This is a genomic window from Arcobacter sp. CECT 8985, assembly GCF_004116495.1.
In the GTDB taxonomy this organism is placed as follows: domain Bacteria; phylum Campylobacterota; class Campylobacteria; order Campylobacterales; family Arcobacteraceae; genus Malaciobacter.
This window is the reverse complement of sequence record NZ_PDKC01000003.1, coordinates 86,160-109,665: the sequence shown is the minus strand read 5'-3', so window position 1 is coordinate 109,665 and position 23,506 is coordinate 86,160. Positions and strand designations below refer to the sequence as shown.

The 23,506-nt window shown below is 24.5% G+C and carries 20 protein-coding genes; 8 read left to right on the top strand and 12 right to left on the bottom strand.

Features of this window, described 5'->3' with window-relative positions:
- Window positions 1–72: 72 nt before the first annotated feature.
- The 9 genes from CRU93_RS02830 to pyk form a co-directional block, all read right to left on the bottom strand.
- On the bottom strand, window positions 73–1,455 hold the full coding sequence (locus CRU93_RS02830) for a tetratricopeptide repeat protein (RefSeq protein ID WP_129102668.1): 1,383 nt from the start codon (window positions 1,453–1,455) through the stop codon (window positions 73–75).
- The gene (locus CRU93_RS02825; protein ID WP_129102667.1) at window positions 1,452–3,566 is read right to left on the bottom strand and encodes a DUF3137 domain-containing protein; all 2,115 of its coding nucleotides are present in this window, start codon (window positions 3,564–3,566) and stop codon (window positions 1,452–1,454) included. Before CRU93_RS02825 ends, CRU93_RS02830 begins: the two co-directional genes overlap by 4 nt.
- Window positions 3,563–4,138 (bottom strand): LemA family protein, encoded by a 576-nt coding sequence (locus CRU93_RS02820; RefSeq protein ID WP_129102666.1) that lies wholly within the window; start codon window positions 4,136–4,138, stop codon window positions 3,563–3,565. The genes CRU93_RS02825 and CRU93_RS02820 overlap by 4 nt, the downstream gene beginning before the upstream one ends.
- A gap of 24 nt (window positions 4,139–4,162) precedes the next feature.
- The gene (locus tag CRU93_RS02815; RefSeq protein ID WP_129102665.1) at window positions 4,163–6,598 is read right to left on the bottom strand and encodes an ankyrin repeat domain-containing protein; all 2,436 of its coding nucleotides are present in this window, start codon (window positions 6,596–6,598) and stop codon (window positions 4,163–4,165) included.
- A 138-nt stretch (window positions 6,599–6,736) separates the two neighbouring features.
- A complete protein-coding gene (locus CRU93_RS02810; protein ID WP_129102664.1) occupies window positions 6,737–7,777 on the bottom strand; it encodes a tetratricopeptide repeat protein in 1,041 nt (346 codons plus the stop codon).
- 2 nt (window positions 7,778–7,779) lie between these two features.
- Window positions 7,780–8,466 (bottom strand): tetratricopeptide repeat protein, encoded by a 687-nt coding sequence (locus CRU93_RS02805; RefSeq protein WP_129102663.1) that lies wholly within the window; start codon window positions 8,464–8,466, stop codon window positions 7,780–7,782.
- Window positions 8,459–11,404, bottom strand: a complete 2,946-nt coding sequence (locus tag CRU93_RS02800) for a hypothetical protein (RefSeq protein ID WP_129102662.1) — start codon at window positions 11,402–11,404, stop codon at window positions 8,459–8,461. Before CRU93_RS02800 ends, CRU93_RS02805 begins: the two co-directional genes overlap by 8 nt.
- Window positions 11,405–11,545: 141 nt before the next feature.
- Entirely contained in the window at window positions 11,546–12,412 is an 867-nt protein-coding gene (locus tag CRU93_RS02795) for a hypothetical protein (RefSeq protein ID WP_129102661.1), read from the bottom strand.
- Window positions 12,413–12,579: 167 nt separating this feature from the next.
- Window positions 12,580–14,031, bottom strand: coding sequence for a pyruvate kinase (pyk, locus tag CRU93_RS02790; protein ID WP_129102660.1), 1,452 nt, complete (start codon window positions 14,029–14,031; stop codon window positions 12,580–12,582).
- A gap of 120 nt (window positions 14,032–14,151) precedes the next feature.
- Between pyk and CRU93_RS02785 the strand changes: the two genes are divergently transcribed.
- Both CRU93_RS02785 and CRU93_RS02780 read left to right on the top strand, forming a co-directional pair.
- Entirely contained in the window at window positions 14,152–14,892 is a 741-nt protein-coding gene (locus CRU93_RS02785; protein ID WP_129102659.1) for an OmpA family protein, read from the top strand.
- Window positions 14,893–14,923: 31 nt separating this feature from the next.
- A complete protein-coding gene (locus tag CRU93_RS02780) occupies window positions 14,924–15,934 on the top strand; it encodes an SAM-dependent methyltransferase (RefSeq protein ID WP_258238811.1) in 1,011 nt (336 codons plus the stop codon).
- A gap of 4 nt (window positions 15,935–15,938) precedes the next feature.
- Here the strand turns inward: CRU93_RS02780 and CRU93_RS02775 are convergent, their stop codons facing one another.
- Complete coding sequence (locus CRU93_RS02775) at window positions 15,939–16,316, bottom strand: DUF779 domain-containing protein (RefSeq protein WP_129102658.1); 378 nt, start codon at window positions 16,314–16,316, stop codon at window positions 15,939–15,941.
- Between the two features lie 58 nt (window positions 16,317–16,374).
- Window positions 16,375–17,871, bottom strand: a complete 1,497-nt coding sequence (locus CRU93_RS02770; RefSeq protein ID WP_129102657.1) for an aldehyde dehydrogenase family protein — start codon at window positions 17,869–17,871, stop codon at window positions 16,375–16,377.
- A gap of 178 nt (window positions 17,872–18,049) precedes the next feature.
- Between CRU93_RS02770 and CRU93_RS02765 the strand changes: the two genes are divergently transcribed.
- From CRU93_RS02765 to CRU93_RS02750, 4 genes are all read left to right on the top strand, one after another.
- Entirely contained in the window at window positions 18,050–19,972 is a 1,923-nt protein-coding gene (locus CRU93_RS02765; protein ID WP_129102656.1) for an FIST N-terminal domain-containing protein, read from the top strand.
- A complete protein-coding gene (locus tag CRU93_RS02760) occupies window positions 19,953–20,612 on the top strand; it encodes a response regulator transcription factor (RefSeq protein ID WP_129102655.1) in 660 nt (219 codons plus the stop codon). The genes CRU93_RS02765 and CRU93_RS02760 overlap by 20 nt, the downstream gene beginning before the upstream one ends.
- Window positions 20,613–20,692: 80 nt before the next feature.
- Window positions 20,693–20,893, top strand: coding sequence for a sulfur carrier protein ThiS (thiS, locus tag CRU93_RS02755; protein WP_129102654.1), 201 nt, complete (start codon window positions 20,693–20,695; stop codon window positions 20,891–20,893).
- 18 nt (window positions 20,894–20,911) lie between these two features.
- On the top strand, window positions 20,912–21,244 hold the full coding sequence (locus CRU93_RS02750) for a YraN family protein (RefSeq protein ID WP_129102653.1): 333 nt from the start codon (window positions 20,912–20,914) through the stop codon (window positions 21,242–21,244).
- On the opposite strand, the gene CRU93_RS02745 is transcribed toward CRU93_RS02750, so the two are convergent.
- Window positions 21,234–21,902 (bottom strand): DUF502 domain-containing protein, encoded by a 669-nt coding sequence (locus CRU93_RS02745; protein ID WP_129102652.1) that lies wholly within the window; start codon window positions 21,900–21,902, stop codon window positions 21,234–21,236. The genes CRU93_RS02750 and CRU93_RS02745 overlap by 11 nt on opposite strands.
- Before the next feature lie 233 nt (window positions 21,903–22,135).
- Between CRU93_RS02745 and CRU93_RS02740 the strand changes: the two genes are divergently transcribed.
- Together CRU93_RS02740 and CRU93_RS02735 are read left to right on the top strand one after the other, a co-directional pair.
- The gene (locus CRU93_RS02740; RefSeq protein ID WP_129102651.1) at window positions 22,136–23,230 is read left to right on the top strand and encodes a pyridoxal phosphate-dependent aminotransferase family protein; all 1,095 of its coding nucleotides are present in this window, start codon (window positions 22,136–22,138) and stop codon (window positions 23,228–23,230) included.
- A complete protein-coding gene (locus CRU93_RS02735; RefSeq protein ID WP_129102650.1) occupies window positions 23,227–23,469 on the top strand; it encodes a hypothetical protein in 243 nt (80 codons plus the stop codon). Before CRU93_RS02740 ends, CRU93_RS02735 begins: the two co-directional genes overlap by 4 nt.
- Window positions 23,470–23,506 lie beyond the last annotated feature (37 nt).

Here is a 23,506-nt window from a genome sequence, read left to right as displayed (position 1 = left end):
TTCTTACTTCTTATTTTTTTCTAGTGTTAAATAGTTAAAAATCACAAGAATTCAAAAGATACTACTTTTTGTTTATAATCCTAGATTACCTTTAAATTTAATAGGAAATTCATCAGAATTTAATTGAAGTTTATAGCCTTTTTTTATTGTTTCATTTGATATTTTCCAGTTATTTTGAAGTAAGTTTAATACTGATTTTTTATCATAAATTGTATTTATTGTGGCAATAAAATATGCTGTTGCTTTTATATCATTTTTTAAATCATCATGGTAAAAATATGAAATATGCTTGTATGCTTCTCTTTTATTATTTTTGATAGCTTTTTTATACCACTTTTCTGATTCTTTATAGTTTTTTAATTTTGAATAAACAAATCCAAGATTTAATTCACTTGTTTTTCCTATTTTTGAAGATTTTAAAAAATATTTTAATGAATTCTCATATTCTCCCAAATAAAAGTAAGTAGTACCAAGTTGAAACAGTGCTTCTTTACTTCCTTGCTTTTTAGCTTTTTTACACCATCTAAGAGCTCTATCATATTCTTTTAGTTTTTGATAACAATAGCAAATATAAGTAGATGTTTTGGGAAGAGGTTTAATAGCATCTGAATATTTATACCAATAAATTGCTTTTTTATAATCCTTCTTATACTTTTTATAAGCATATGCTATTGTAATTGCTGCCTTTGGGTCTTTTTGTGCATTTTCCCACAAACTTTTTAATTTATAATTGAGACTTACTACTTCTTTTAAAGAAGTCGGTTTCTGTGCAATTAACTCAAGCTTCTTTTTATATTTATATTTAAAATCTAAGGAATTTAATTGAACTTTATAACCTTTTAATATATCTTTATTAGATATATGCCAATTCAATTGTAATATATTCAAAACATCTTTTTTATTAAGTTTTTTATCAATAATAGAAATCATATAAGCTGATGCCAATACATCATTAGTAAGTATTTTAGAATAAAACTTTGCTATTTGAAAGTAAGAATTTTCTATATCTTTTTTTATTGCTTTTTTATAAAGAAGTTCTGCTTCATTATAATTTTTAAAAAGTGTATAAATATGTGCTAATTCAAATAATGATTGATTATAATTTAAGCTAATTGCTTTTTTACACCAATCTATAGCCTCATATTTCTTTTTTAATAAAACTAATGTTTTACAAATTAAATATGAATTTTCTCCTGAACTTTTTATTTTATCAGAATATTCAAACCATTGTAATGCATTTTCATAATCTTTGACATCTTTTAAATAAGCATAACCTATTAACATGGCAGCTTTATTGTTTGTATTAGACTTCTTCCAAAAGAATCCTAAATTTAAATTCAATTTTTTTATTTCATCTAAAGAATTAGGTTTTATATTTTTTATTTCATCGTTAGCTTTTAAACTATTTATAAATAAAATAGAGATAATTGTTAATAATCTAATTACTTGAATCATAAAATATCTTTTTTGGCACTAAAATACATTTTTAAAACTATTCCAATAGAACTACTATAAATAAGAAATAATAAAAATATAGAGAATAAATTTCCGAATGAATATCTTAAATCAATTGAATTAATAAACACATAATTTTTATTTTCTTGATGTCTAATATTTTCTATTAATAAAAACATATCTTTTAAATTTTTAGATTTTTCTATAGGTAGATTTTCTTTAAATAAGTCAAGTCTAATATTGTTATATGGAACTAAAATATAATTTATTTTATATTTTTTTATAAGATCATTTTGTACCTTTTTAAAAATATGTTGTAGTTCTTCTTTTAATCTATCATTGAAGTGATCTTTTTTTGATCTTGATATCTCATCATATCTATGAATAAGCATTTTAATATTATTTTTACTTTTTGTCCATCTTTTTATTGAACCTGAAGCATCAAACATATCTCCAAAATATAAATTATAAAAAATATAATTTATTCTATCAAATTCTATATCATCAAACTCTTCAAGTGATTTTTCTAAATCATTAGTTAGTTTATTAGTGACGTGAGTTATCTTAAGATTCCAAATTGTATTTTTATTATAAAAACGACCTGGGACTTCTTGCCCTTCATATAATAAATACCATGAAGACTTTACAAACTTGTAATATTCATCAAAAAGATTTTTATATTTGTATATTTGTTCTTTTAATAAGTCATATTTCTTTTTATCTTTTAATAAACTTATCTCTTTACATTTAGCGAATCTTTTTAGTATATTAAACTTTGTACATAATGCATTAAAAGACAATTTATTAACTTCAAAATTTGATCTTTTTTCTAAATCTTCAAATTTAGTAATCACTTTTGGTTGTGTATAAAAAAGCAAGGTAAGTCTTTCATTAAGGGAATCAATAAAACTCTTTTCTTTTATTAAAGTAGAATTTACAAGTATGAAAATATAAAGACATATTGAAATAAAAATAAATCTACCACCAACATATGGACTATTTGTATTAGCAAAGAATAAATTAAAATATGAATCTCTTGATGGTACATTTGTACTTATATTAAAGCTTAATTTATCTTCTTGTGATAGTTTACTTATTTTATTTAAAGATGTATTTTCTTTATTTTTTGTTTCATTCAAATCAACATCTATTTGTTTATCTTTTTCTTTTAATAATAAATTAGAAATATTGTTTTTTTCAATTTTTAAAGTTTCATTATAAGAACTCTTTTTTATAGATGATAACGTAAATTCAAAACAATCAATTAACTTAAAAATAAAAAATATTCTTTCTTCTATATCTTTTAAGTTTTCATTAATATTTTGAGAATTAATTTCTGTTTCAAATAAATCCTTTTTTATAGAAAAAATATTATAGTTTTTAAAATGTATAATTAATTTATTAGAAAATATATTAATTTCAAATTCTTTATTCATATTTTTATTTATTAATTTAACTAAATTATCCATAACTATTGGGCTTAGGATAAAGTTTATAGTAGTTGCATCACTTCCATTTACATAAAAATTATTCATAAAATCTTTATTACTAAAATTAATTGAATTCTCAAAATATTTTGCTTTTCTTATAATAATAAGATCATCTATAGAAAAAGGCAATCTCATAATAAAAAGAGTTCCATCAAATAATGTACTTTTATATTTATCTTTACCTATTGTTAAATGTGAATAAGCTAATAAAGAACTAAAACCTTTATATTTAAGATCAAAGATATTATTTGAATAATATGAAAATTCTTTTTCTTTATCAAAATCAAAATCAACTAATTGAGAAAATAATTCTTTATATTCTTCATCTTTATTATCTCTAAAAAAGCCATTAAATTTTTTTACTAAAAAGGGTTTTACTAATAGCTTACGATATTCACTATAAAGCTTATATGTTTTACTATTAAATAATATTATAAAAGATATACCTAAAAGTAATACGCCTAGAAGTCCAATTCCTACATTATTTGCTAAGTAACTAATAATTATCATGAAAAATGATATTGAAAATAAAAATCCTACAAACTTATCAATTATTTGATTTATTTTTAGCTTTTTTCTTAACTTTTCTAATATCACCACTTCATCATCAAATTTTATCATAAATAGTCTTCTGCTTTTATCTCTTTCTTTTCTTCATCTTTTATCTCAAACATTGGTTTTGATTTTACTTTTAAAAAAGCATCATTTATGAATTTTCCAGGATATATTTCAATACTATTTTTTAAATATGCAATAGACTGATTATAGTTTCTTCTTGCCGCAGATATATTTCTTTCTACTTCACTATAAGATTGTTGAGCTTCTATTAACAATTTATGAGAATATAAGTCAGGATAATTCTCCAAAGAAATATTTAATTCTTTCATCTTTAAATCTAATTGATCTTCTAATTTAAATCTCTCTTTTATATTTTTGTTATCGTCACTTTCTTTATAGTTTTTCTCAAGCTTTGTACGTATATTTGTAATATCAAGTAATACATTTTTCTCATATTCCATATATTTTTTTGCAATTGTTAAAATATTTGGAATTAAGTCATACCTCTTTTTTAATTGCACATCAACATTTGCATATGCTGCATCTAAAAAATTCTTATTTGATATTATATTAGTGTAACTTCTATATAGTATCAGCCCTATTATAAATATAATAGTATAAAAAAATAAACTCATAATGTCTATACTCCTTTTGATTTATTATATATCTAATATTTTGATAAATGATTCATTCTTACTTAATTTAGCAACTTCTAAAGCTGTATAGCCATTATCATTTTTAATAGTAAGATCAATTTTCTTATTTATTAATTTTCTAGCAATATCTAAAAAGATACTTTTTGATGTCTGGGAATAACGATTAACACATAAATGTAATAATGAATTATTAAACTCATCAGTAACATTAATATCTGCTCCTGCATCAATTAATTTTTCTACCATACTATATTGACCAAAGCCAAGTGCAACAAAAATAGGTTCTTTCATAATATTACTTGTTACTAAATTTAATTCAGGTTTGTACTTTAGTAGTAAATTAAATATTTTTAAATCTTTACTAAATATAGCTCTAATTAATGGTGTTCTTCCATCTGGAGAATAATGATTAATATTTGCTCCATTTTCCAAAAGGACTTTTACTCTAATATATTTTTTATCATCAATTGCATTCATAAGCTCAGAATAACCAATTTCATCAACTTTTTCTTTTGGATTATTTTTATATTTTCTTTTAAAGTAAATATATTTTTTTACAAATTTATTATTATAAAATCTGGATTTTGGATCTTGTGTTGAATCATAAAGATCTGAAGACTTATCTAAATAAGGATTATTCCCTCTTATTTTATTATAATAATCAGTTACGTCTTTATCTGTAATCCCATAATAATCTACATTAGAATTATTATTTGAAATAGGTTTTTCAACTTTTTTTATAGTATTTACATTATTGATATTTGTAGTTTTTTTTAGTGTCTTATCTTTATTTAAAATACCTAGTATTTTTTTTGATGCTAGGTCTCCGTTCTCAACTCCTTTTCTAAACCATTTTTTAGCCTCTTTGATATTCTCTTTTATTGAACTATCAATACTTTTTTGTATGTTATTTAAGTAAGCCATATTGCTTACACCTCTTTCGGGAATGCTTCTTAAATAGCTAGTTTGGTTTATTAAATATAATTTGCCAATATCAGTAGCAAGTTCTTTACATCCAGAATAATAAAATCTTATATAAGAATTAATATTATCTCCAAATTCTTTTTCTGTATAAGCTAGAGAAATAGAATCAAAGTTATTTTTAACACTAGATATATAAAATTTTTTATATTTTTCTAGTTTAATTTTTGCAGCTTCACAATCGCCATTTTCATATGCAATATTAAGCCATTTATAAGAGTTTTCTTTATCTAGTTTATATAAACTAAATGGATTAAAACCTAGCTTATAAGCTTCTTTAAACCAATACTCTTTTTTATTTACTTCAGTATATGCTAATCTTATTGCAGCCATTGGATTTTCTTGATCTACTGATTTTTTGAACCAATATATAGCTTTTTCTTTTTTGCCATGGTTAAGATAAAATAATGCTAATTCAAAAGTTGAATTAGCATCATCTCTATTTTCATATAACAATTTTGCATGTGGGTAATTTTCTAACTCTTCATCATATCCATAAGGATATATATATAAGATAAAACTTAATACTACTATTACTAGAAGTAGTAAGAAAGGTATTATTTTTTTTCTATTTAATTTATATTTATTAGATTTGTCTTTAATAATTTTTTTATCTTTTTTTTCTAAATTATTATCTTCACTTATATTTTTTTTAAAATTAAGTTTTCCTTTATATCTTCTAGGAAGCCTTGGCATTGTTAGTTGTAGTTCATAGCCTTTTTTTATTGTTTCATCATCAATTTCAAAATCTTCTTTTAAGATTTTTAAAACTTCATCTTTTGAATATTTTATATCAATTAATGCTATATAATAAGCACTTGCTCTCACATTATCATTTAAAGTTTTATGATAAAGAAGTGCTAAATTCTGCATAGAATCAAGATTTCCTATTTTTAGTGATTCTATAAAAAACTCTTTTGCTTTATCATTATCATTTAATTTATTTTTATAGATAAGTCCTATAATATTTAGTGAATTTTCATTTCCTTGTATATAAGCTTTTTCATACCAAGAAATTGCTTTTTCATAATCTTTCAATATTTCTTCATAAAATATTGCTAGGTTAAAAGCATCATTATTTTTATAATATTGTAATGCTTCAGGATAATCATTTAATCTTTCATCAATAATATCTTCTTGGGGTAAAAAAGATTTTTTTAGAAGTTCTAATTCTTCTTGAGTGTTAAAAGCATAAATTTTTCTCATAAACAACATATTAAAAGTAATAAATACTATTATTATAAGTACTATTATTTTTAATGGAGGAGCTAAAAAATAACTTAATATAAACAAACCCGAGACAATAATAAACATAATAGGATTTTCTTCATTAAATTTTAAATTTGGGAAATAAGATTGTTTATTACATTTTCTGCAAGTTAATATTTTTTCTTTGTTATTAAAAGCATTAACATCAAAAAAAGACAGACCTTCTTCTTTACAATGAGGACAGTGCATTATTAAATCCTAACTATATATAATAGTTTGGATTCACAATCTCTTTTTATATATTCAAAATTAGACTTATTCATAATTTTCCTAATTATTTTTTTTGCATATAATAGTAAAAAATAATTTAAAATCTTATTATAAAGGTTAAATCCCACCTTTATATCTTCTTGGAAGTCCTGGCATTGTTAGTTGTAGTTCGTAGCCTTTTTTTATTGTTTCATCTGATATGTTCCATCTATTTTTAAAAAAATTAATTAAATCATTTAACTCTTCTTTATCTTTTTCTTTATCTTTTGTAATAGTTAATCTATTTATCATATATGCACTTGCTTTTATATCATCTTTTAAGTTTTCATGATACAACCAAGCTATGCCTCTTCTTGCACCATAAATATATTCTTTTATTGCTATTTCATAATATTTAATTGCATTAGTGTAGTCTTTTAATTTACTTTTATATAATAAGGCAATGTTCATTAATGCATCACTCCTGATTAATCCATCACTTTTCATTAGTTTAAAATACCATTCTATAGCTTCTTCATAATTTTCTAAATCCTCATAAGCTAATGCTATTTTAAAAGCAGCCTTTTCTAAAGAATCAATTTTGTAAGCTTCTTTATAGTATTTAATTGCTTTTATATAATCTTTATATTTATTTATATAAAAATTACCTAAGTTAAATGCAGATTCTGAAAATACTGAAGACTCCTTATACCACTCAACAGCTTCTCTATATCCTTTCAGTCTAATATCCATATCTTTAGTTGATTTAAATACAACTTTTTTGCCTATTGGTTTATCTTCTGATCCATTATTAAAAATAAATACAACTACAGCTATAAATATAAGTACAAAAAAAATAGAAGACGAACTATTTTCCTCTTCATCATATAATTCTTTCTGTGGTTTATATACAATAGTATCTTTATTCATCATTAGATAAATAGCTATTATAATAGCAACTATTAGCATCATTATATTTAAAGGAAAAGAAACATAAAAACTTCCGATAAATAAACCACTTGCTAATGTATATCCTATTGGGTTTTCTTCATATGCTTTTAGCTTTACTATATATGATTTTTTGTTACACCTTTTACATTCAAAGACTTCTACTTCTCTATTCGATAATTTCTCAGAAGATGAGGAAAGTAAGTTTTCATTGCAATAAGGACAATACATTATTAAATCCCACCTTTATATCTTCTTGGAAGTCCTGGCATTGTTAGTTGTAGTTCGTAGCCTTTTTTTATTGTTTCATTATCTATTTTTAAATCATTTCTTAGATAATTTAGTACTTCTTCTTTTGTGTAATTTGGATACTCTATAAGAGTTAATAAATAAGCAGAAGCCTTTATATTATCACCTAATTCATTATATAAAGTTGCTATACTTTTAGTTGCTTCTATGCTCTCTCTCTGTATCGCTAATTTATAATATTTTATAGCATTTGAATAATTTTTTAATTTTTGTATATAAAGTAGTCCCAAGTTACTTAGAGAGTCTACACTATTAGATTTAAGATACCATTTAACTGCTTCATTATAGTTAGCTAAATATTCAAAGACAATTCCTAAGTTATTTGCAGCTTTTTTATATCCCATCTTATATGCAATTAAATACCAATTTTTTGCTTCTTCATAATCTTTGATTTTTGTATGATAAAGGACTCCTAAGTTAAAAGCAGAAACTTTATCCATATCCGAATTCTCATACCACTCAACAGCCTCAGGATAAGCTTTAAGTCTTGGGTCCATTTCTGATTTTAAATTATAGGTATCTTTAGTGATTTTTCCTATAGGTTTTTCTTCACATCCAGTGACAAAGATTAAAAGTGAGAGTATTGCTAGTATTTTTATTAGTTTAGTCATTTGTTATTGTTCCTATAAATTTTTCGTCTTCTTGGTCTATAAAGGCTTCTTCAAAGTTTAATACTGATACATAAACTATTTCTTTTAAAAAATATGTGTAATTATATTTTAATGATATATTTTCTGTTAAAACTATGATTGAATATTTTTTATGATTTAACTCTTTTATTTTTGAAGTATGAACTATATCATTATTTGATAAATCATAAGTATAGAAGTCTTCATAAATTGTTGCTTCAGGTTTCTGCATTACTTTATATTCATTTCTATCAGTTTTTATAATTAGTTTAAACTTACTATCATCAAATATTTGCTTAGGTATTTTAACTCTTGTTGCTTTATACAATCCTGATTTGTTATCTATAAAAAACCTAGAACTAAACAACTCTAAATCCAATCCAAAAAGTGTTTTTTTAAGTACTGATATTTCATTTAATAAAGCTGAGTCGAGTATTCTTTTATTTTTATCATAATTATCTCCTATAAAGTTTTGGATATCTTTAAAGGTATCAAATTGTGGTATGTTTAAATCAGAGTCTTTAAGTGTTTTATGCAAAATTGTTGTCCTAAATTTTAAACCTTCATCTGTTTTTGTTTTGTAAAGTAGTGATTTATTTATATAGTTTTCTATTGGGCTATTTATTATGTGTGTTAAATTTAGGATTAACTGATATGCTAATTCTGTCAAACCAGCCAATACAAAGCCAACCCAAGTTGCTCTTAAAAGAAAGATTACTTGTAGTGTTGTTGTTACTGTTGTTATTACTTTTCCATCTATATCTTCATCATCAAGTTCTACAAATCTATTTACACCAGTTATTATTGTTATAAAGATATCTAATCTATATGCAAATATACCAATATTTAGTTTTGCTTTGTTTGCTGCTTGTGATATCAAAGTTGTGGCTAGTTTTGCATTGTTTCTTGCTTTTTCTAATCCTTCTAAAGCTAAGACAGATAAGGTTGATACATCTGATGCAAAAGCAGTTAGATTTGACAGTTTTAATTTGTCATAAGAGTTATAATAGTTTACTATTCCCATAAGGGCTACTACATTTGAGAGGGCTTTAGTTGAGGCTAGGTTTTTTTTGAAAGTATATGAATCAAAAGTATAAATAATTTGATTTTTACCTCTAAGTCTTACATTAGATATCTTTCCACCAAGTTTACTAATCTTAGATTCTTTCTCTTCTATCAGCTTAATAATCTCTTTTTGTCTTCTCTTTTTAATAGTTCGTCTTGTACTACTATCTAGTTTCATCTTTTTTATTTCATCACTTAAAGCTTTGTTTTCTTCTTTTAAAGCTTTTATATCTTCTAAGACTGAATTCATCTCATTTAATCTTTTTGTGAAACCATTTATTGCACTTAGTGTTAAGTAAAGAGCTTGTGCAGTATCTTGTGATTTTTGAGCCATATCAAAGTTTGTTGAGATAAGTGATTTATAGCTTTGATTTGGATTTTTCTTTTTTTCTTGGGAGAATTCAAAATCAATTTTTGTTTGTAATCCTTGTAGTTTTGAGATTGTATTTAAAAACTCTAAAACATTTTTTTGTCTCTCTTTGAACTTTTTATCTGCATCATTTTGTCCATTTTGTATGCAAGAGTGAGTTACTACTGAGTTTGTTACCATAGAATAAGTTTCAAAAAATAGTTTTTTGTTTTCTCTATATTCAGCCCATTTATTCATATCTTTGATATTTTCTCTTGATTTTGCAAGCTCTTTTATAAATGTTAGAATATGTTTTGAGGATGTATTAAAAATAGAAGAGATATTTAACTCTTCATCCATAAAAGCTATTATTTTTGTTAAATCATATGATAAATTTAACATATTATAATGATATACTATTTCTTCATCTGCATTGTCAAACTCATTTATACCTGAGTATAAACCTAAAAGCTCTTTAATCTTTGGATTTTCTTGTTGCTTTACGATAAGTTTTAGTAATTTATCAGGAGATAATAAAAAGTCATCACTTTTAAAGGATGATAAATCTTTACTTTTATATAAGTCTTCAAATTCCAAAGCTGTTTGAATTTTTATTTTTTTAGCTTCTTTATATGAAAATGATACTTTTTTATGTATATATTCTAGATTATCAAATTGTGATAAAAGTGTATTTTTATCTTTACTCTCTTTTGTAAAAATAAAGCCACTTTTTTTTGTACTTCCTTCAAATATCTCTTTATATAAAGTTTGATCTTTCATCTTATAATTTATATCTTCAATATCATCATCACTTATTGCAGGTAATGCTCTTAAATTTATAAGAAGATTGTAAAACTCAAGTTTCATATCTTCTATATATTTTTGAGCTCTTATTTCATCATCATAATCCCCAGAAAATAAAACAGAAAAAACGATTAATGCAAGTAACTTATTTGAATTTTCTCTATATATTTTATATTCATTATGATAATTTGAAAACTTTAAATATCCATGAACAGGTAAACCCCTTTTTAGTTTAATCTTTTCAATTTCACTATTATTATACTCTACATCTGTACTGCTAAGTCTTGGAGAATACTGATAAATCAAACTGCCTTTTTTAAATACTAAATTTCCAAGGTGATTAGTAAGTAAACTAAAATTAAAAAATGATTTACTTAAAAACTCTATTTGCTTAAAATATCTAGATGCAATATCAAAATTTGGAACAACAATATTTGCCAAATCTAAAGTTCCATCTTCAAATATAATATCTGATAGCTTACCAGACATTATTTCTCTTGCTAAAAACTCATATTGATTTCTTAGTTTTTTTATATTTTTGTCATATTTTTCTTTTCTATCTTTTGGAACATAAAAATAGTTCAATTGATTTGAAACAGTATAAACATAAGCATTTTTATCTCTAATATCATCTATTATACTTTCATTATCAACAAAATTTTTTTTAAAAGAGAATTCATAATATTCTTTTAAATCTTCCAAAACTCCTAACTCATCTTCAATAACTGTAATTATGTTTAATGGATATAATTTAATATTCTTTTCTTTTTCATGTTTAGATAAAGGATCAAATCTCTTTTGTGTTTTTATATCTTGCTTTGTAATTTCACTTAATGCTAAACTTTATACATCTTTGATATAAAAGGCTTTTTCTTTTGTAGAGTCAAGGGTTTTAGGATTTAACTTAATCGCTTTAAATTTTTTAAAATCATTAGCTCTTTTTGATTGTACTTTTCTAAGTTTTATATTTGAATAAATAATTTCTACTTCATCATCATCTTCTAAAGCTATATATTTTTTAAGAATATTTTGTTCATCTTTATAAAATATTTCATTTAAATTTTCAGAACAAAGAGTTCCTCTTGATACAATTTTATATTCATCAATAGACTTTTTTGTTTTTACATATATATATGAGGCTAACTGCGAATATATCCTATCTTTTATTCTTGGATTTATATCTTTATCTACTGAGAAAAAATTTTTTGTTTTTAGAAAAACTCTTGTAGCTCTTAAAGGTTTATATATATCTATATTTTTATTATCTTTTGTTTTTCTTATCAAATATAATTTGTATTTTTCTTTTTCTTTTTTTTCTTCTGCTTCTTTAATTGCTTCTTGCGTAGGTTCTTCAGAAATAATATCTTCAGGAAAGAGAGAAGGAGGAGCAGAAATCTTAGAAGTATATTGTCCTGGATCTACTAAAATTACAGCTCTTCCTTTATCTGTTTTAAATCCATCTGTTCTTAATAAAAAATGATTTGAAGTTGATTTTACATTTGTTTCTGTTCCAGCTGTTGATATTGAAGCTACTTTTGTACACGGGTTTTTACTTCTTGGACAATCTACTGGTGCACCTATTATATCTTTTAAGTATAAAGGTTTTTTTCCTGCTATTCGTTCTACTTTTGCACTAGAAGTTAAAGTTACTTTACCTCCACACGCACATTTTATAAATCCTGATTCTATTACCTTATATTCATTTCCCATAATTTTTCCAATTATTTTTTCATATAATAGTAAAAATGGATTTAAAGTTTTATTATATTTACAGTAGAATTGTAAAATTTTATAGTATAGTTATAATATCTTAATAAAATATAACTTTTGAAATTTTAAATAGTTTGATAAATATGTAAAGAAAACAAATAAGAAGATTAATTCTTCTTATTTGCTGGTAGATTTAAATAATAATCTATTTCACTTTTTGTTAAGATTTTAATTGTATTTGTACTTCCTGGTATTCCTACTGGATAACCAACAGTTGCAACATATGGTCCTTCTTTATCTAGTAAATCTCTTGCTTCTAATGCTTTTAACATCTTTTGAAACATTTTAGTTGTTTGAGACTCTTTTATTGTTCCTATTGGATAAATTCCCCAAACAGCAGTCAAAGAATTTAACACTTTTTTCTTATGAGTAAAAGTAAAAAGTTTTGTATGTGGTCTATATCTTGACATTCTAATAGCAGATTGTCCAGAACTTGTTAAAGCTAGAATACCTTTTGCATTTATATCATCAGCTAGTTTTGTAACTGTTGATTGAATAACATCAAATTGATCAAGATACTCAAATTTATCATGTTTTGCAAATTGATAAATCTCTTCAGTTTTATGAATAATATTACTCATTGTATCAACTACATTTATAGGATCTTCACCAACTGCACTCTCTTCACTTAACATTACAACATCAGTTCCATCTAAAACTGCATTTGCAACATCTGAAATTTCTGCTCTTGTAGCTCTTTCATTTTGAGTCATTGATAAAAGCATTTGAGTTGCTGTAATAACTGGTTTACAAGCCATATTTGCTTTTTTAATCAATCTTTTTTGAATTGTTGGTACTTCATAATAAGGAACTTCAATACCTAAATCACCCCTTGCAACCATTAATCCATCACTCTCTTCTAGAATATCATCAATATTTTCAACTGCATCAAATTTCTCAATTTTTGCAATTAATTTACCTTTATAATCTCCTAAAAGTTTTCTTGCATGTTGCATATCTTTTCTATTTTGGACAAAAGAAATAGCGAAATAATCAACTTTATTCTCTACTCCCCATTTTATATCTTTTTCATCTTTTTTTGTAATTACATCGATATCAATTATTGTATTTGGGAAATTAACTCCTTTTCTAGAGTTTAATATTCCATGGTTTTCAACTTTTGCTTTAATTTCAATTCCAGTTTCAATAACTTTTGCTCTAATTGTTCCATCATATAAATAGATATATTCACCCTCTTTTACTTTGTCTAAAAGTTCAGGATAATTTATTGATACTACATAACTTTTATTGCTTTCTTTATATCCTAAAATTTGTTCTTTTAAAAAAGTAATAACATCCCCTCTATGAAGTTCAAAAGGTTCTTTAATATCACCAATTCTAACTTTTGGTCCAGAAATGTCTTGCAAAATTCCAACTGTAGTATCTAGATTTTTCATAGCAGTTCTAATATTTTTTAATGTTTGTAAATGATATTCATGGTCACCATGAGAAAAATTTAATCTAAACATGTTTGCACCAGCTTTTATAAGCCCTTCAATCATCTCAATACTATCACTAGCTGGCCCTACAGTTGCTAAAATTTTTGTTCTTTTTGTCATGGGCTTCTCCTTTTAATATTTATTAATCTTCGATATTATATCTAAATTCATCTACAAAATAGTTACATTTACTATTTATTCATATATAAATGATATAATTTTTTCAAGAAGGAAAGAATAATGAAAACAAGAAAAATAAAACTAATATCAACAATACTATTAACAAGTTCACTTCTTTTTTCAGGATGTGCACAAAAAAATGAAGATTTATCAACAAATAAAAAAGATGAATATGCAAGTACCAAACAAGGTGCAGTAATGGGTGCTTTTTTAGGTGTTTTAATTGGACTATTAGCAAATGGCAAACATAAAAAACAAAATGCAGCAGTAGGTGCTGTTTTAGGTGCTGGAATTGGTAGTGCAATTGGTTATTCTGTAGATACTCAAGCAAAACAGATTGCAAAAGAGTTAGATACAAAAGTAGATAATAAAAAAGAGGCTTTATCAAATCCAGATAATGATTTAGTAATATCAAATACAGATAAATACGTAAAAATAATGCTAAGAGATAAAATGATGTTTAAAACTAACTCATCTATTCCTACGCAAGAGGCTTCTTTAAAATTAGACAAAATAACAAAAGTTTTAAGAAAATATCCCAATACAATTGTACAAGTTGTAGGATTCACAGATAGTAGAGGTAGTTATGAATACAATCAAAAGCTATCAGAACAAAGAGCAAAAAATGTGGGACATAGAATTTATAACAGTGGAATAGAAAATCTTATTTATTCAAAAGGTTGCTCATATAATAAACCAATAGTTGCAAATAAAACAAAAAAAGATATGGCAATAAACAGAAGAGTTGAAATTTATTTATATCCAAATCAACAAGATATAATTGATGCTTGTAAAAAATAGTAATTTAACAACTTTTAGATAAAATTATTGTATGAATACAAAAATAACTTTTTCAAAATATATGTCATCTTGGTTATACGATAAAGATGGATATTATTCAAATTATAAACAAATAGGTAAGCAGGGTGATTTTTTCACTTCTGTTTCAGTAAGTAAATTTTTTGGTGGAGCAATAGCAAGTAAGATTGTAAAACTAATAGATAAAAAAGAGTTACCAAAGAATTCTACTATAATCGAAATTGGTGCTCATCATGGATATTTACTTGCAGATATTATTCAATTTATTTATACTTTAAAACCTGAGCTTTTAAATACTCTAAATTTTGCAATAGTTGAGCGATTTGGAAATCTACAAAAAAAACAAAAAGATTACTTATATGAATCATTTGGTGATGCGATAAAATTAACTCATTATAATGATATTAAAGAAGTAAAATCTTCAAATGCTTTTATTTTAGCAAATGAAATATTTGATGCTTTTGCATGTGATTTAATCTATAAAAAAGATGATGAACTTTTACAAGCTTATGTTGAAAAAAACTCTATTTTTTTTGATAAAATTGAAAATGAAAATATAAAAGAACATTGTGAAAAGTACAAAATAACAAAAGGTGAAATTTGTCTTGAATATAATGATTTTATAAAAACTCTTACAAGAAATATTGATAATTTTTACTTTTTAACTTTTGATTACGGGGATAAAGATCCAAGAAATGATTTTTCATGTAGAATATATAAAGATCATGAAACAACTCCAATTTTTGAAAAGAATTTAAATCTTGAAAAATTATATAAAAATAGTGATATTACATATGATGTTCACTTTAACTATTTAATAGATTTATTTAAACAAAATAATTGTGAAGTTACTTTTAATACACAAGCCAATGCACTTATTAATTTTGGAATTATTGATTTACTTGAAATTTTAAGAAATAATAGTGATGAAACTACTTATTTAAAAGAGACGCAAAAAATAAAAATGTTGTTAGAACCAACAGGAATGGGAGATAGATTTAAGATACTACTTGTTAAAAAGTAGTATTTTAAGATTCAAGTTTTTCTATTTCTTTGTATTCTTCATCAGTAAAAATTCTTGATTTTGTTAAAAACTGATAACCATAATCTATTTCTAAAGAAAAAGAGTTTCCAAATGCAGATTTTTCCTCTTTTACATCAATTATAATTTGAGAATGTCTAAAATACTCAAATTGATCTTTGTCTATAAAAAATTCACATCCACAAATTTCACCTAATTTTACATTTCTACTAGGTACATAAAAATCGCCTTTTTCATAACACATAGGTGCTGTTCCATCACAACATCCACCACTTTGATTAAATACAAGTTCACCATGCTTTTGTTTTAGCATTTCTACAACTTCTTTTGCTTTGGGTGTTACTTTTACTCTATTTATATCCATAGCATATCCTTTTTAACTTAGGCAAAAAGATACTCTTTTTGCCTAATATGATTATCTATTAAAAGAATCCTAAAGCTTTTTTGTCATATGAAGTTAAAATATTTTTATTTTGTCTATATGCATTTAACATCATCATATGAGTTTCTCTACCAATACCAGATTTTTTATATCCACCAAATGATGCATGAGAAGGATAAATATGGTAACAATTTACCCAAACTCTACCAGCTTCAATTGCTCTACTTACTTTATGTAATTGATGAGCATCTCTTGACCAAACTCCAGAACCTAAACCATAAACTGTATCATTGGCAATTTCAATAGCTTCTGCTTCATCTTTAAATGTAGTAACAGCAAGAACAGGTCCAAAAATCTCTTCTTGGAAAATTCTCATTTTATTATTTCCTTTAAAGATTGTTGGTTTAATATAGTTTCCTTTAGGGAATGCTTTACTTTCATATTGTTCACCACCAATTAAACACTCAGCACCCTCTTCTTTACCAATTTTAATATATTCTAAAATTTTCTCTTTTTGATTAACTGAAGCTTGTGCACCCATCATATTTGTTTCATCAAGTGGATTATCTTGAGTAATTTTTTCTACTCTTTCTAATACTCTTTTCATGAATGGTTCATAAATTGATTCTTGAATAAGTGCTCTAGAAGGACAAGTACAAACCTCACCACTATTAAATGCAAATAAAACTAAACCTTCAATTGCTTTATCAAAGAAATCATCATCTTCATCCATAATTGATTCAAAGAAGATATTAGGAGATTTACCACCTAATTCTAAAGTAGATGGAATAATATTTTCAGTTGCATATTGCATAATTAATTGACCAGTTGTAGTTTCACCAGTAAACGCAACTTTTTTAACATCTGGATGAGTTGATAATGCTTTACCAATTTTCCCACCTGCACCATTAATAATATTAATTGCACCTTTTGGTAATACATCTTGAATTGCTTCCATTAAAAGTAAAATTGACATTGGAGTAGCACTTGCTGGTTTTAATACAATACAATTTCCAGCTGCCAATGCAGGAGCTAATTTCCAAGCTGCCATTAATAATGGGAAATTCCAAGGAATAATTTGAGCAACCACCCCATATGGTTCTTTTATTTCTTGAGATACTGTATTTTCATCTAAATCAGCAACTGTTCCTGCTTCACCTCTAATTACTGAAGCAAAATATCTAAAGTGATCAACAACCAACGGTAAATCTGCATTCAATGTTTCTCTTACAGTTTTACCATTATCTAAAGTCTCAGCAACTGCAAGTGCTTCTAAATTTGCTTCAATTGCATCTGCAACTTTATTTAACATTGTACTTTTTTCAATAACAGAAGTATGTTTATAAGATTCAAATGCTTTTTTTGCTGCTGCAACTGCAAGATTTACATCTTCTTCATTTGATCTTGGAATTCTTGTTAAAAGTTCACCATCAACAGGTGAAAGGTTTTCAAAATATTCACCACTTTTTGGGGCTACCCATTCTCCCCCGATAAAATTTTCATATTGTTTCTTAAATGTAGGTCTTGAATGTATCATTTTAATATCCTTTTTTATTTTAATTTATACTAAGAATTCTACAAGAGAAAAATAGCGTGAATTTAGCAATAAAATAGCATGAAAATAGCGGAGTTTAAAAGCCTATTTTTTGGGTATTTTATATACAAATATTTATTTTTTTTTACTACTTTTGTCTTTTTTATGCTAAAATCTTGCTATGAAAACATACAATTATAGTATTGATAATCAAGATATTAATAAAATTATTGACTTTAACCTATTTAAAAATGAAAAAAATATTCTAATTCAAATATTTTGTGGAGAATCAAAAGATAAACTATCTTTTATTTCAAATATATTAATACAAGAACTACCTCAATCCATTTGTATTGGAACAACAACAGATGGTGAAATATATGAAGAGAGTGTAACTACATTAAATACAGTTATATCAATTAGTATTTTTAAAAATACTACAATAAATTCAACATATATTGAAAATGAAAATTCCTTTGAAAATGGAAAAATAATTGCACAAAATTTAATCAAACAAAAAACTAAACTTCTAATTGTTTTCACTGATGGGATAAAAACAAATGGAGAGGATTTTTTAAAAGGAATTGATTTTGTAAATAAAAATACAATTATATGTGGAGGAATGGCAGCAGATAATGGTAAATTTAAACAAACCTATATATCTTGCCAAAATAAAATTTTTAAATATGGTGCAGTTGCAGTATCACTTGAATCTGATATTTTAAAAGTATTTAATGATTATAGGTTTAACTGGGTACCAATTGGAATTGAGCATACTATTGATGAAGTAAAAGATAATAGAGTTTTTAGTATTTCAAAAATGAACCCAAGTAAATTTTATGCTAAATATTTAGGAGAAGAAGTAGCTAAAGAGTTGCCTTCAACAGGAATTGAATTCCCATTAATCATAAAAAATAAATCTTTAAAAACAGCAAGAGCAGTTATAAAAAAGCATAATGATGGAACACTTAGTTTTACAGGTAACTTTAAAAAAGGTGATATTGTAAAAATAGGATTTGGTAATGCTGAAACAATAATGCAAGATCCAGTTAAGCAGATAAAAAAAGCACTTGATAAATTAAAACCTGAAAGTTTCTTTCTTTATTCATGTATGGCAAGAAGAAGATATATGCAAAATTTGATTAATGCAGAGATTGAACCTTTTAATAATATAGCACCAACTAGTGGATTTTTTACATATGCAGAATTTTTTCATAATCAAGGGCACAATGAATTACTAAATCAATCTTTAACTATTATTGCTTTAAGTGAATATGAACAAACACCTAAACATATATATTTAGAAGATGCAAAAAAAAGTACAAATAGTGATTATGCACGAACAATAAAAGCTTTAACACATTTAATTGAACAATCTGCTATTGATCATGATTTACAAACACTAAAATTAAATACTCAAAAGAAATATTCAAATAGATTACTTGCTTCACAAAAACAATTTTTAAGATATGTTGTTCATGAAACAAATACTCCCCTATCTGTTATTATGAGTAATATTGAATTATATGAGATGAAATATGGGAAAAATAGTTATATTTCAAATATTGAAGTTGCTATGAAAAATATATATTCTATATATGATGATTTAAGTTTTTTAATAAAAAAAGATCAGCTATTTTATAACAAAATAAAAATAGATTTAGTTGATTATATAAGAAGTAGAGTTGATTTTTTTTCACAAGTTGCCTCACAAGCACAATCAAACTTTATTTTTACATCAAATTGTACTAATATGCCTATATTTTTTAATGAAACAAAACTACAAAGAATAATAGATAATAATTTAACAAATGCTATTAAATATACTAGAGAAAAAGAAGATATTTATATCGATTTAAAAAAAACAAACTCAGATTATATTTTTAATATATCAAGTCATTCTTCAATTATTCAAGACCCTAAAAAGATTTTTGAAGAGTATTATAGAGAAGAGAAAACTCAAGAAGGGTTTGGACTTGGATTAAACTTAGTAAAAAGAGTTTGTCAAGAAGAAAATGTCGAAATAAAAGTGATCTCAAATGAAGATTCAACTTGCTTTACATACACTTTTAAAGGAGGTGCAAGTGAAAATACTACTTCTTGAAGATGATATTATGTTAAATAATGCCATCAAACAATATTTAGAATCAGTTAACCATGCAATAATATCAACAAGAGATGGGAAAACATGCTTAGATATATTAGAAGATAATAAATTTGATTTACTGATTTTAGATATAAATGTACCAAAAGTAAATGGTTTAGCTATTCTTGAGGAATTAAATAAAAATAAAAAAGTAATACCTACAATATTCATCTCTGCATTAATAGATATTGAAGATATATCAAAAGCTTTTGATATGGGTTGCTATGATTATTTAAAAAAACCATTTCATCTAAAAGAGTTACATCTAAGAATCAATAGACTTTTACAAAATAAAGTTGTTCCACTTCAACATAAAAGATTATCAAGAAATTATAGTTTTGATTTAGAAACAACAACACTTTATTTCAATAATGAACCACATATTTTACCAAAAAGACAACTTCTAATTATCTCGCTATTAGCTAAAAATAGAAGCTTAGTAGTAAATTATGATATGTTTAGAACTTATGCATATGAAGATGATAATGTAGATATTGCTACAATTAGAGCAGAAGTAAATAGAGTAAAAAAAGTTTTAAAAGAAGATTTTATTATAAATGTAAGAGGTGTAGGATATATGGTTGAAAGACCAAATTAAACAATTTTTTACAAATCTTATTTGAGTTATACTAAAGAATAATTAGCTAAAATTTTACTATTTTAATAAAGGGGTGATAAATGCAATTAATTATTAATGGTGAAACAAAAGAGTTTGCAGAAAATCTTACATTAACAAAAATTATGCAATCTTTAAAAATTGAAGATAAAGTTATGGCAGCAGCTGTTAATATGGAGATTATAAAAAAAGAAAATTGGGATAGATTTATACCAAATAATAAAGATAAATTAGAACTATTACAATTTGTAGGTGGTGGTTGATATTTAAAGGCTGCTATTGTGAGTAAACAAAAAGGTGATTTAGCAGAAAATAAAGCAGTTTTATATTTAGAATCAAAAAAATATAAAATTATAGAAAGAAACTTTTATGCTAAAAAATTAGGGGAGATAGATATTATTGCAAAAATAAATAATATTTATCATTTTTTAGAAGTGAAATCAGCAAATGATTATGAAACAGCTATAAATAATATTACAAAAACTAAACTTTCCAAATTAAAAAGAAGTATTGATTATTATTTACAAATTAATAATTTGGATGAAGCTTATTGTATAGATGCAATTATAGTAATAAATGATGATATTGAACACCTTGAAAATATTACTTTTTAAGATACTCTTCTAATGAAGGAAATTTATCAAGTTCCCTTGGTTCTACATTTAAAATGTCTGCTAAAGATTTTACTCCCATTGAAAGTAAATATTGTAAATTACTATCAAATGTAGCCTCTTGTATTACAAAAATCTTATCTTTTGGTACTTCAAACATAAATCCACCATTTGGAATTGGAGTCATTGACAAGGTTACTGTATAGTGATCTTTAACAATACTTTGTCTTGTAGAGTACATAAGCCCAATATTAAATCCCTCAGTTGTAAAACCTTTGATTAAAACAACCAAAACTTTTTTCTCTCCTGATTTTGAAGTATTAAAAATATTTACTAACTCTTTAATTGTTTTATACCCTGGAATTTTAGAATAGAGTTTTTGAATAAAATCTCCTAATCTTGTTTCAACAAATATACCTACAATATAAGCAACAAGTGCAAGAATAAGTACTCCAAAAATAGTCCATAAAAATGGATGATGAAGTGGATTTATTCCAATAAGCTCAAACATTGTTTTTGTAAGAGCATTTATATTATTATAAATCCAAAGTATAATTAAGGTAATTGCAATAATTGGTGCCAACCAAAATAAACCTTTCAAAATTACAGTAAAAAAATGATCTTTCCCATGTCCAAAATAGTTTTTAATTTTATTTATCATTACCTCTTCCTTTATTAAACATAATTGATTATATCAAATAAAAGTAAAGAGTGTAAAGTTAAGATTAGTAATAAAGAAAGTAACTAGATTTCTCTAGTTACTTTCTAATGTGAAGGAGTACTGATTAAGTACGTAGAAATTATAACTACCTAAAATAGCATAATAGTAGCATCAAAAAATTTACCAAATATTTATATATATTTAAATATAATATTAAAATTTTAGGAGATGCTTTGTACTCTAAAGAATTAAATTCTATAAAAAAATCAAACAGACTTAGAACACGGGAAATTTTCGATGAATCTCTTGTAGATTTAGCTTCAAATGACTACTTAGGACTTACAACAAATAAACAACTTTTTGAAGATGCATATAAAAGAGTATTAAAAGAAAACTACACTGGTCCAAAATCATCACAACTAGTTAATGGTTATAACTCAATTCACAAAGAGTTTGAACAAATGTTATGTAAAGCTAATAAATTTGAAGCTGCAATTACTGTTGGTTCTGGCTTTTTAGCAAATCTTTCAATGATTGAAGCATTAGTTAGAAAAGGCGATAGATTATTCATTGATTCAGATTATCATGCAAGTGGAATTTTAGCTACTAAACTTCTTGAAAAAAACCAAGTTATTTTATTTGATCATAATAATATTGAAGATTTAAAAAATAAATATAAAGAGTTCTCAGGTCCAAAAAGAAATATTATTGCTATTGAAGGTGTTTACTCAATGCAAGGAGATTTAGCAAAAAAAGAGTTTTTTAATTTTGCAGATGAGAAAAATGCACTTTTAATTGTAGATGAAGCCCACTCAAGTGGAGTTTTAGGTGAGAACCTACTTGGTATATTTGATTATTATAAAATAAAACCAAAAGAAAATCACATTAAGATGGGAACTTTAGGAAAAGCATATGGAAGTTATGGCGCATATATTTTAGCTAGTTCACATATTATTGAATATTTACAAAATAGAGCAAAAGCAATTATTTATACAACAGCTCCATCTTTATTTGATATTAGTCTTGCATTACAATCTTTAAAATATATATTAGCTAATCAAAAGCTTATAAAATCTAAGATTTCTGAAAATTTAAATATAGTAAAAGATATTTTAGATATAAACTCAAATAGTTTAATCATCCCAATTGAAATTAATGATAATAAAAAAGTAGTTGAAATTCAAGAAGAGTTAAAACAAAAAGGCTTTTTAGTTGGGGCAATTAGACAACCAACAGTAAAAAGTGCAATTATAAGACTAATTGCAAAAGTTGATATTGATACAAAAGATTTAATATCAGTTTGTAAATTTCTAAAGGAAAAAAGATGAAAAAAATATTAATATTAGCAATTTTTGCTCTTATGTCATACGCAAATGAGAACATTATTAAACCAAAAAAATGTGAAATAATTAAACTTTCAAATTTTACTACATTAGTATCGTGTAATAAACTTGATTATATTGTTCAAACTAAAGAATCAAGAAGAGAAGATGAAGACAACATGAAAAAAATCACAGTTTTATCTAAAAAAGATAGCAAAATTATTGTAAATAAATTAAGTGAGTAGAAGTGAAAGAATTAATAGAAGGTAACAAAAGATTTAG

What these genes read in the sequence shown, in the direction of transcription:
- CRU93_RS02815 (WP_129102665.1), bottom strand. Translation starts at nt 6,598, where the DNA reads ATGCACTGTCCTCATTGTAAAGAAGAAGGTCTGTCTTTTTTTGATGTT.
- CRU93_RS02825 (WP_129102667.1), bottom strand. Translation starts at nt 3,566, where the DNA reads ATGATAAAATTTGATGATGAAGTGGTGATATTAGAAAAGTTAAGAAAA.
- CRU93_RS02765 (WP_129102656.1), top strand. Translation starts at nt 18,050, where the DNA reads ATGAAAACATACAATTATAGTATTGATAATCAAGATATTAATAAAATT.
- CRU93_RS02810 (WP_129102664.1), bottom strand. Translation starts at nt 7,777, where the DNA reads ATGTATTGTCCTTATTGCAATGAAAACTTACTTTCCTCATCTTCTGAG.
- CRU93_RS02805 (WP_129102663.1), bottom strand. Translation starts at nt 8,466, where the DNA reads ATGACTAAACTAATAAAAATACTAGCAATACTCTCACTTTTAATCTTT.
- CRU93_RS02745 (WP_129102652.1), bottom strand. Translation starts at nt 21,902, where the DNA reads ATGATAAATAAAATTAAAAACTATTTTGGACATGGGAAAGATCATTTT.
- CRU93_RS02780 (WP_258238811.1), top strand. Translation starts at nt 14,924, where the DNA reads ATGAATACAAAAATAACTTTTTCAAAATATATGTCATCTTGGTTATAC.
- thiS (WP_129102654.1), top strand. Translation starts at nt 20,693, where the DNA reads ATGCAATTAATTATTAATGGTGAAACAAAAGAGTTTGCAGAAAATCTT.
- CRU93_RS02735 (WP_129102650.1), top strand. Translation starts at nt 23,227, where the DNA reads ATGAAAAAAATATTAATATTAGCAATTTTTGCTCTTATGTCATACGCA.
- CRU93_RS02820 (WP_129102666.1), bottom strand. Translation starts at nt 4,138, where the DNA reads ATGAGTTTATTTTTTTATACTATTATATTTATAATAGGGCTGATACTA.
- pyk (WP_129102660.1), bottom strand. Translation starts at nt 14,031, where the DNA reads ATGACAAAAAGAACAAAAATTTTAGCAACTGTAGGGCCAGCTAGTGAT.
- CRU93_RS02830 (WP_129102668.1), bottom strand. Translation starts at nt 1,455, where the DNA reads ATGATTCAAGTAATTAGATTATTAACAATTATCTCTATTTTATTTATA.
- CRU93_RS02770 (WP_129102657.1), bottom strand. Translation starts at nt 17,871, where the DNA reads ATGATACATTCAAGACCTACATTTAAGAAACAATATGAAAATTTTATC.
- CRU93_RS02795 (WP_129102661.1), bottom strand. Translation starts at nt 12,412, where the DNA reads ATGGGAAATGAATATAAGGTAATAGAATCAGGATTTATAAAATGTGCG.
- CRU93_RS02785 (WP_129102659.1), top strand. Translation starts at nt 14,152, where the DNA reads ATGAAAACAAGAAAAATAAAACTAATATCAACAATACTATTAACAAGT.
- CRU93_RS02775 (WP_129102658.1), bottom strand. Translation starts at nt 16,316, where the DNA reads ATGGATATAAATAGAGTAAAAGTAACACCCAAAGCAAAAGAAGTTGTA.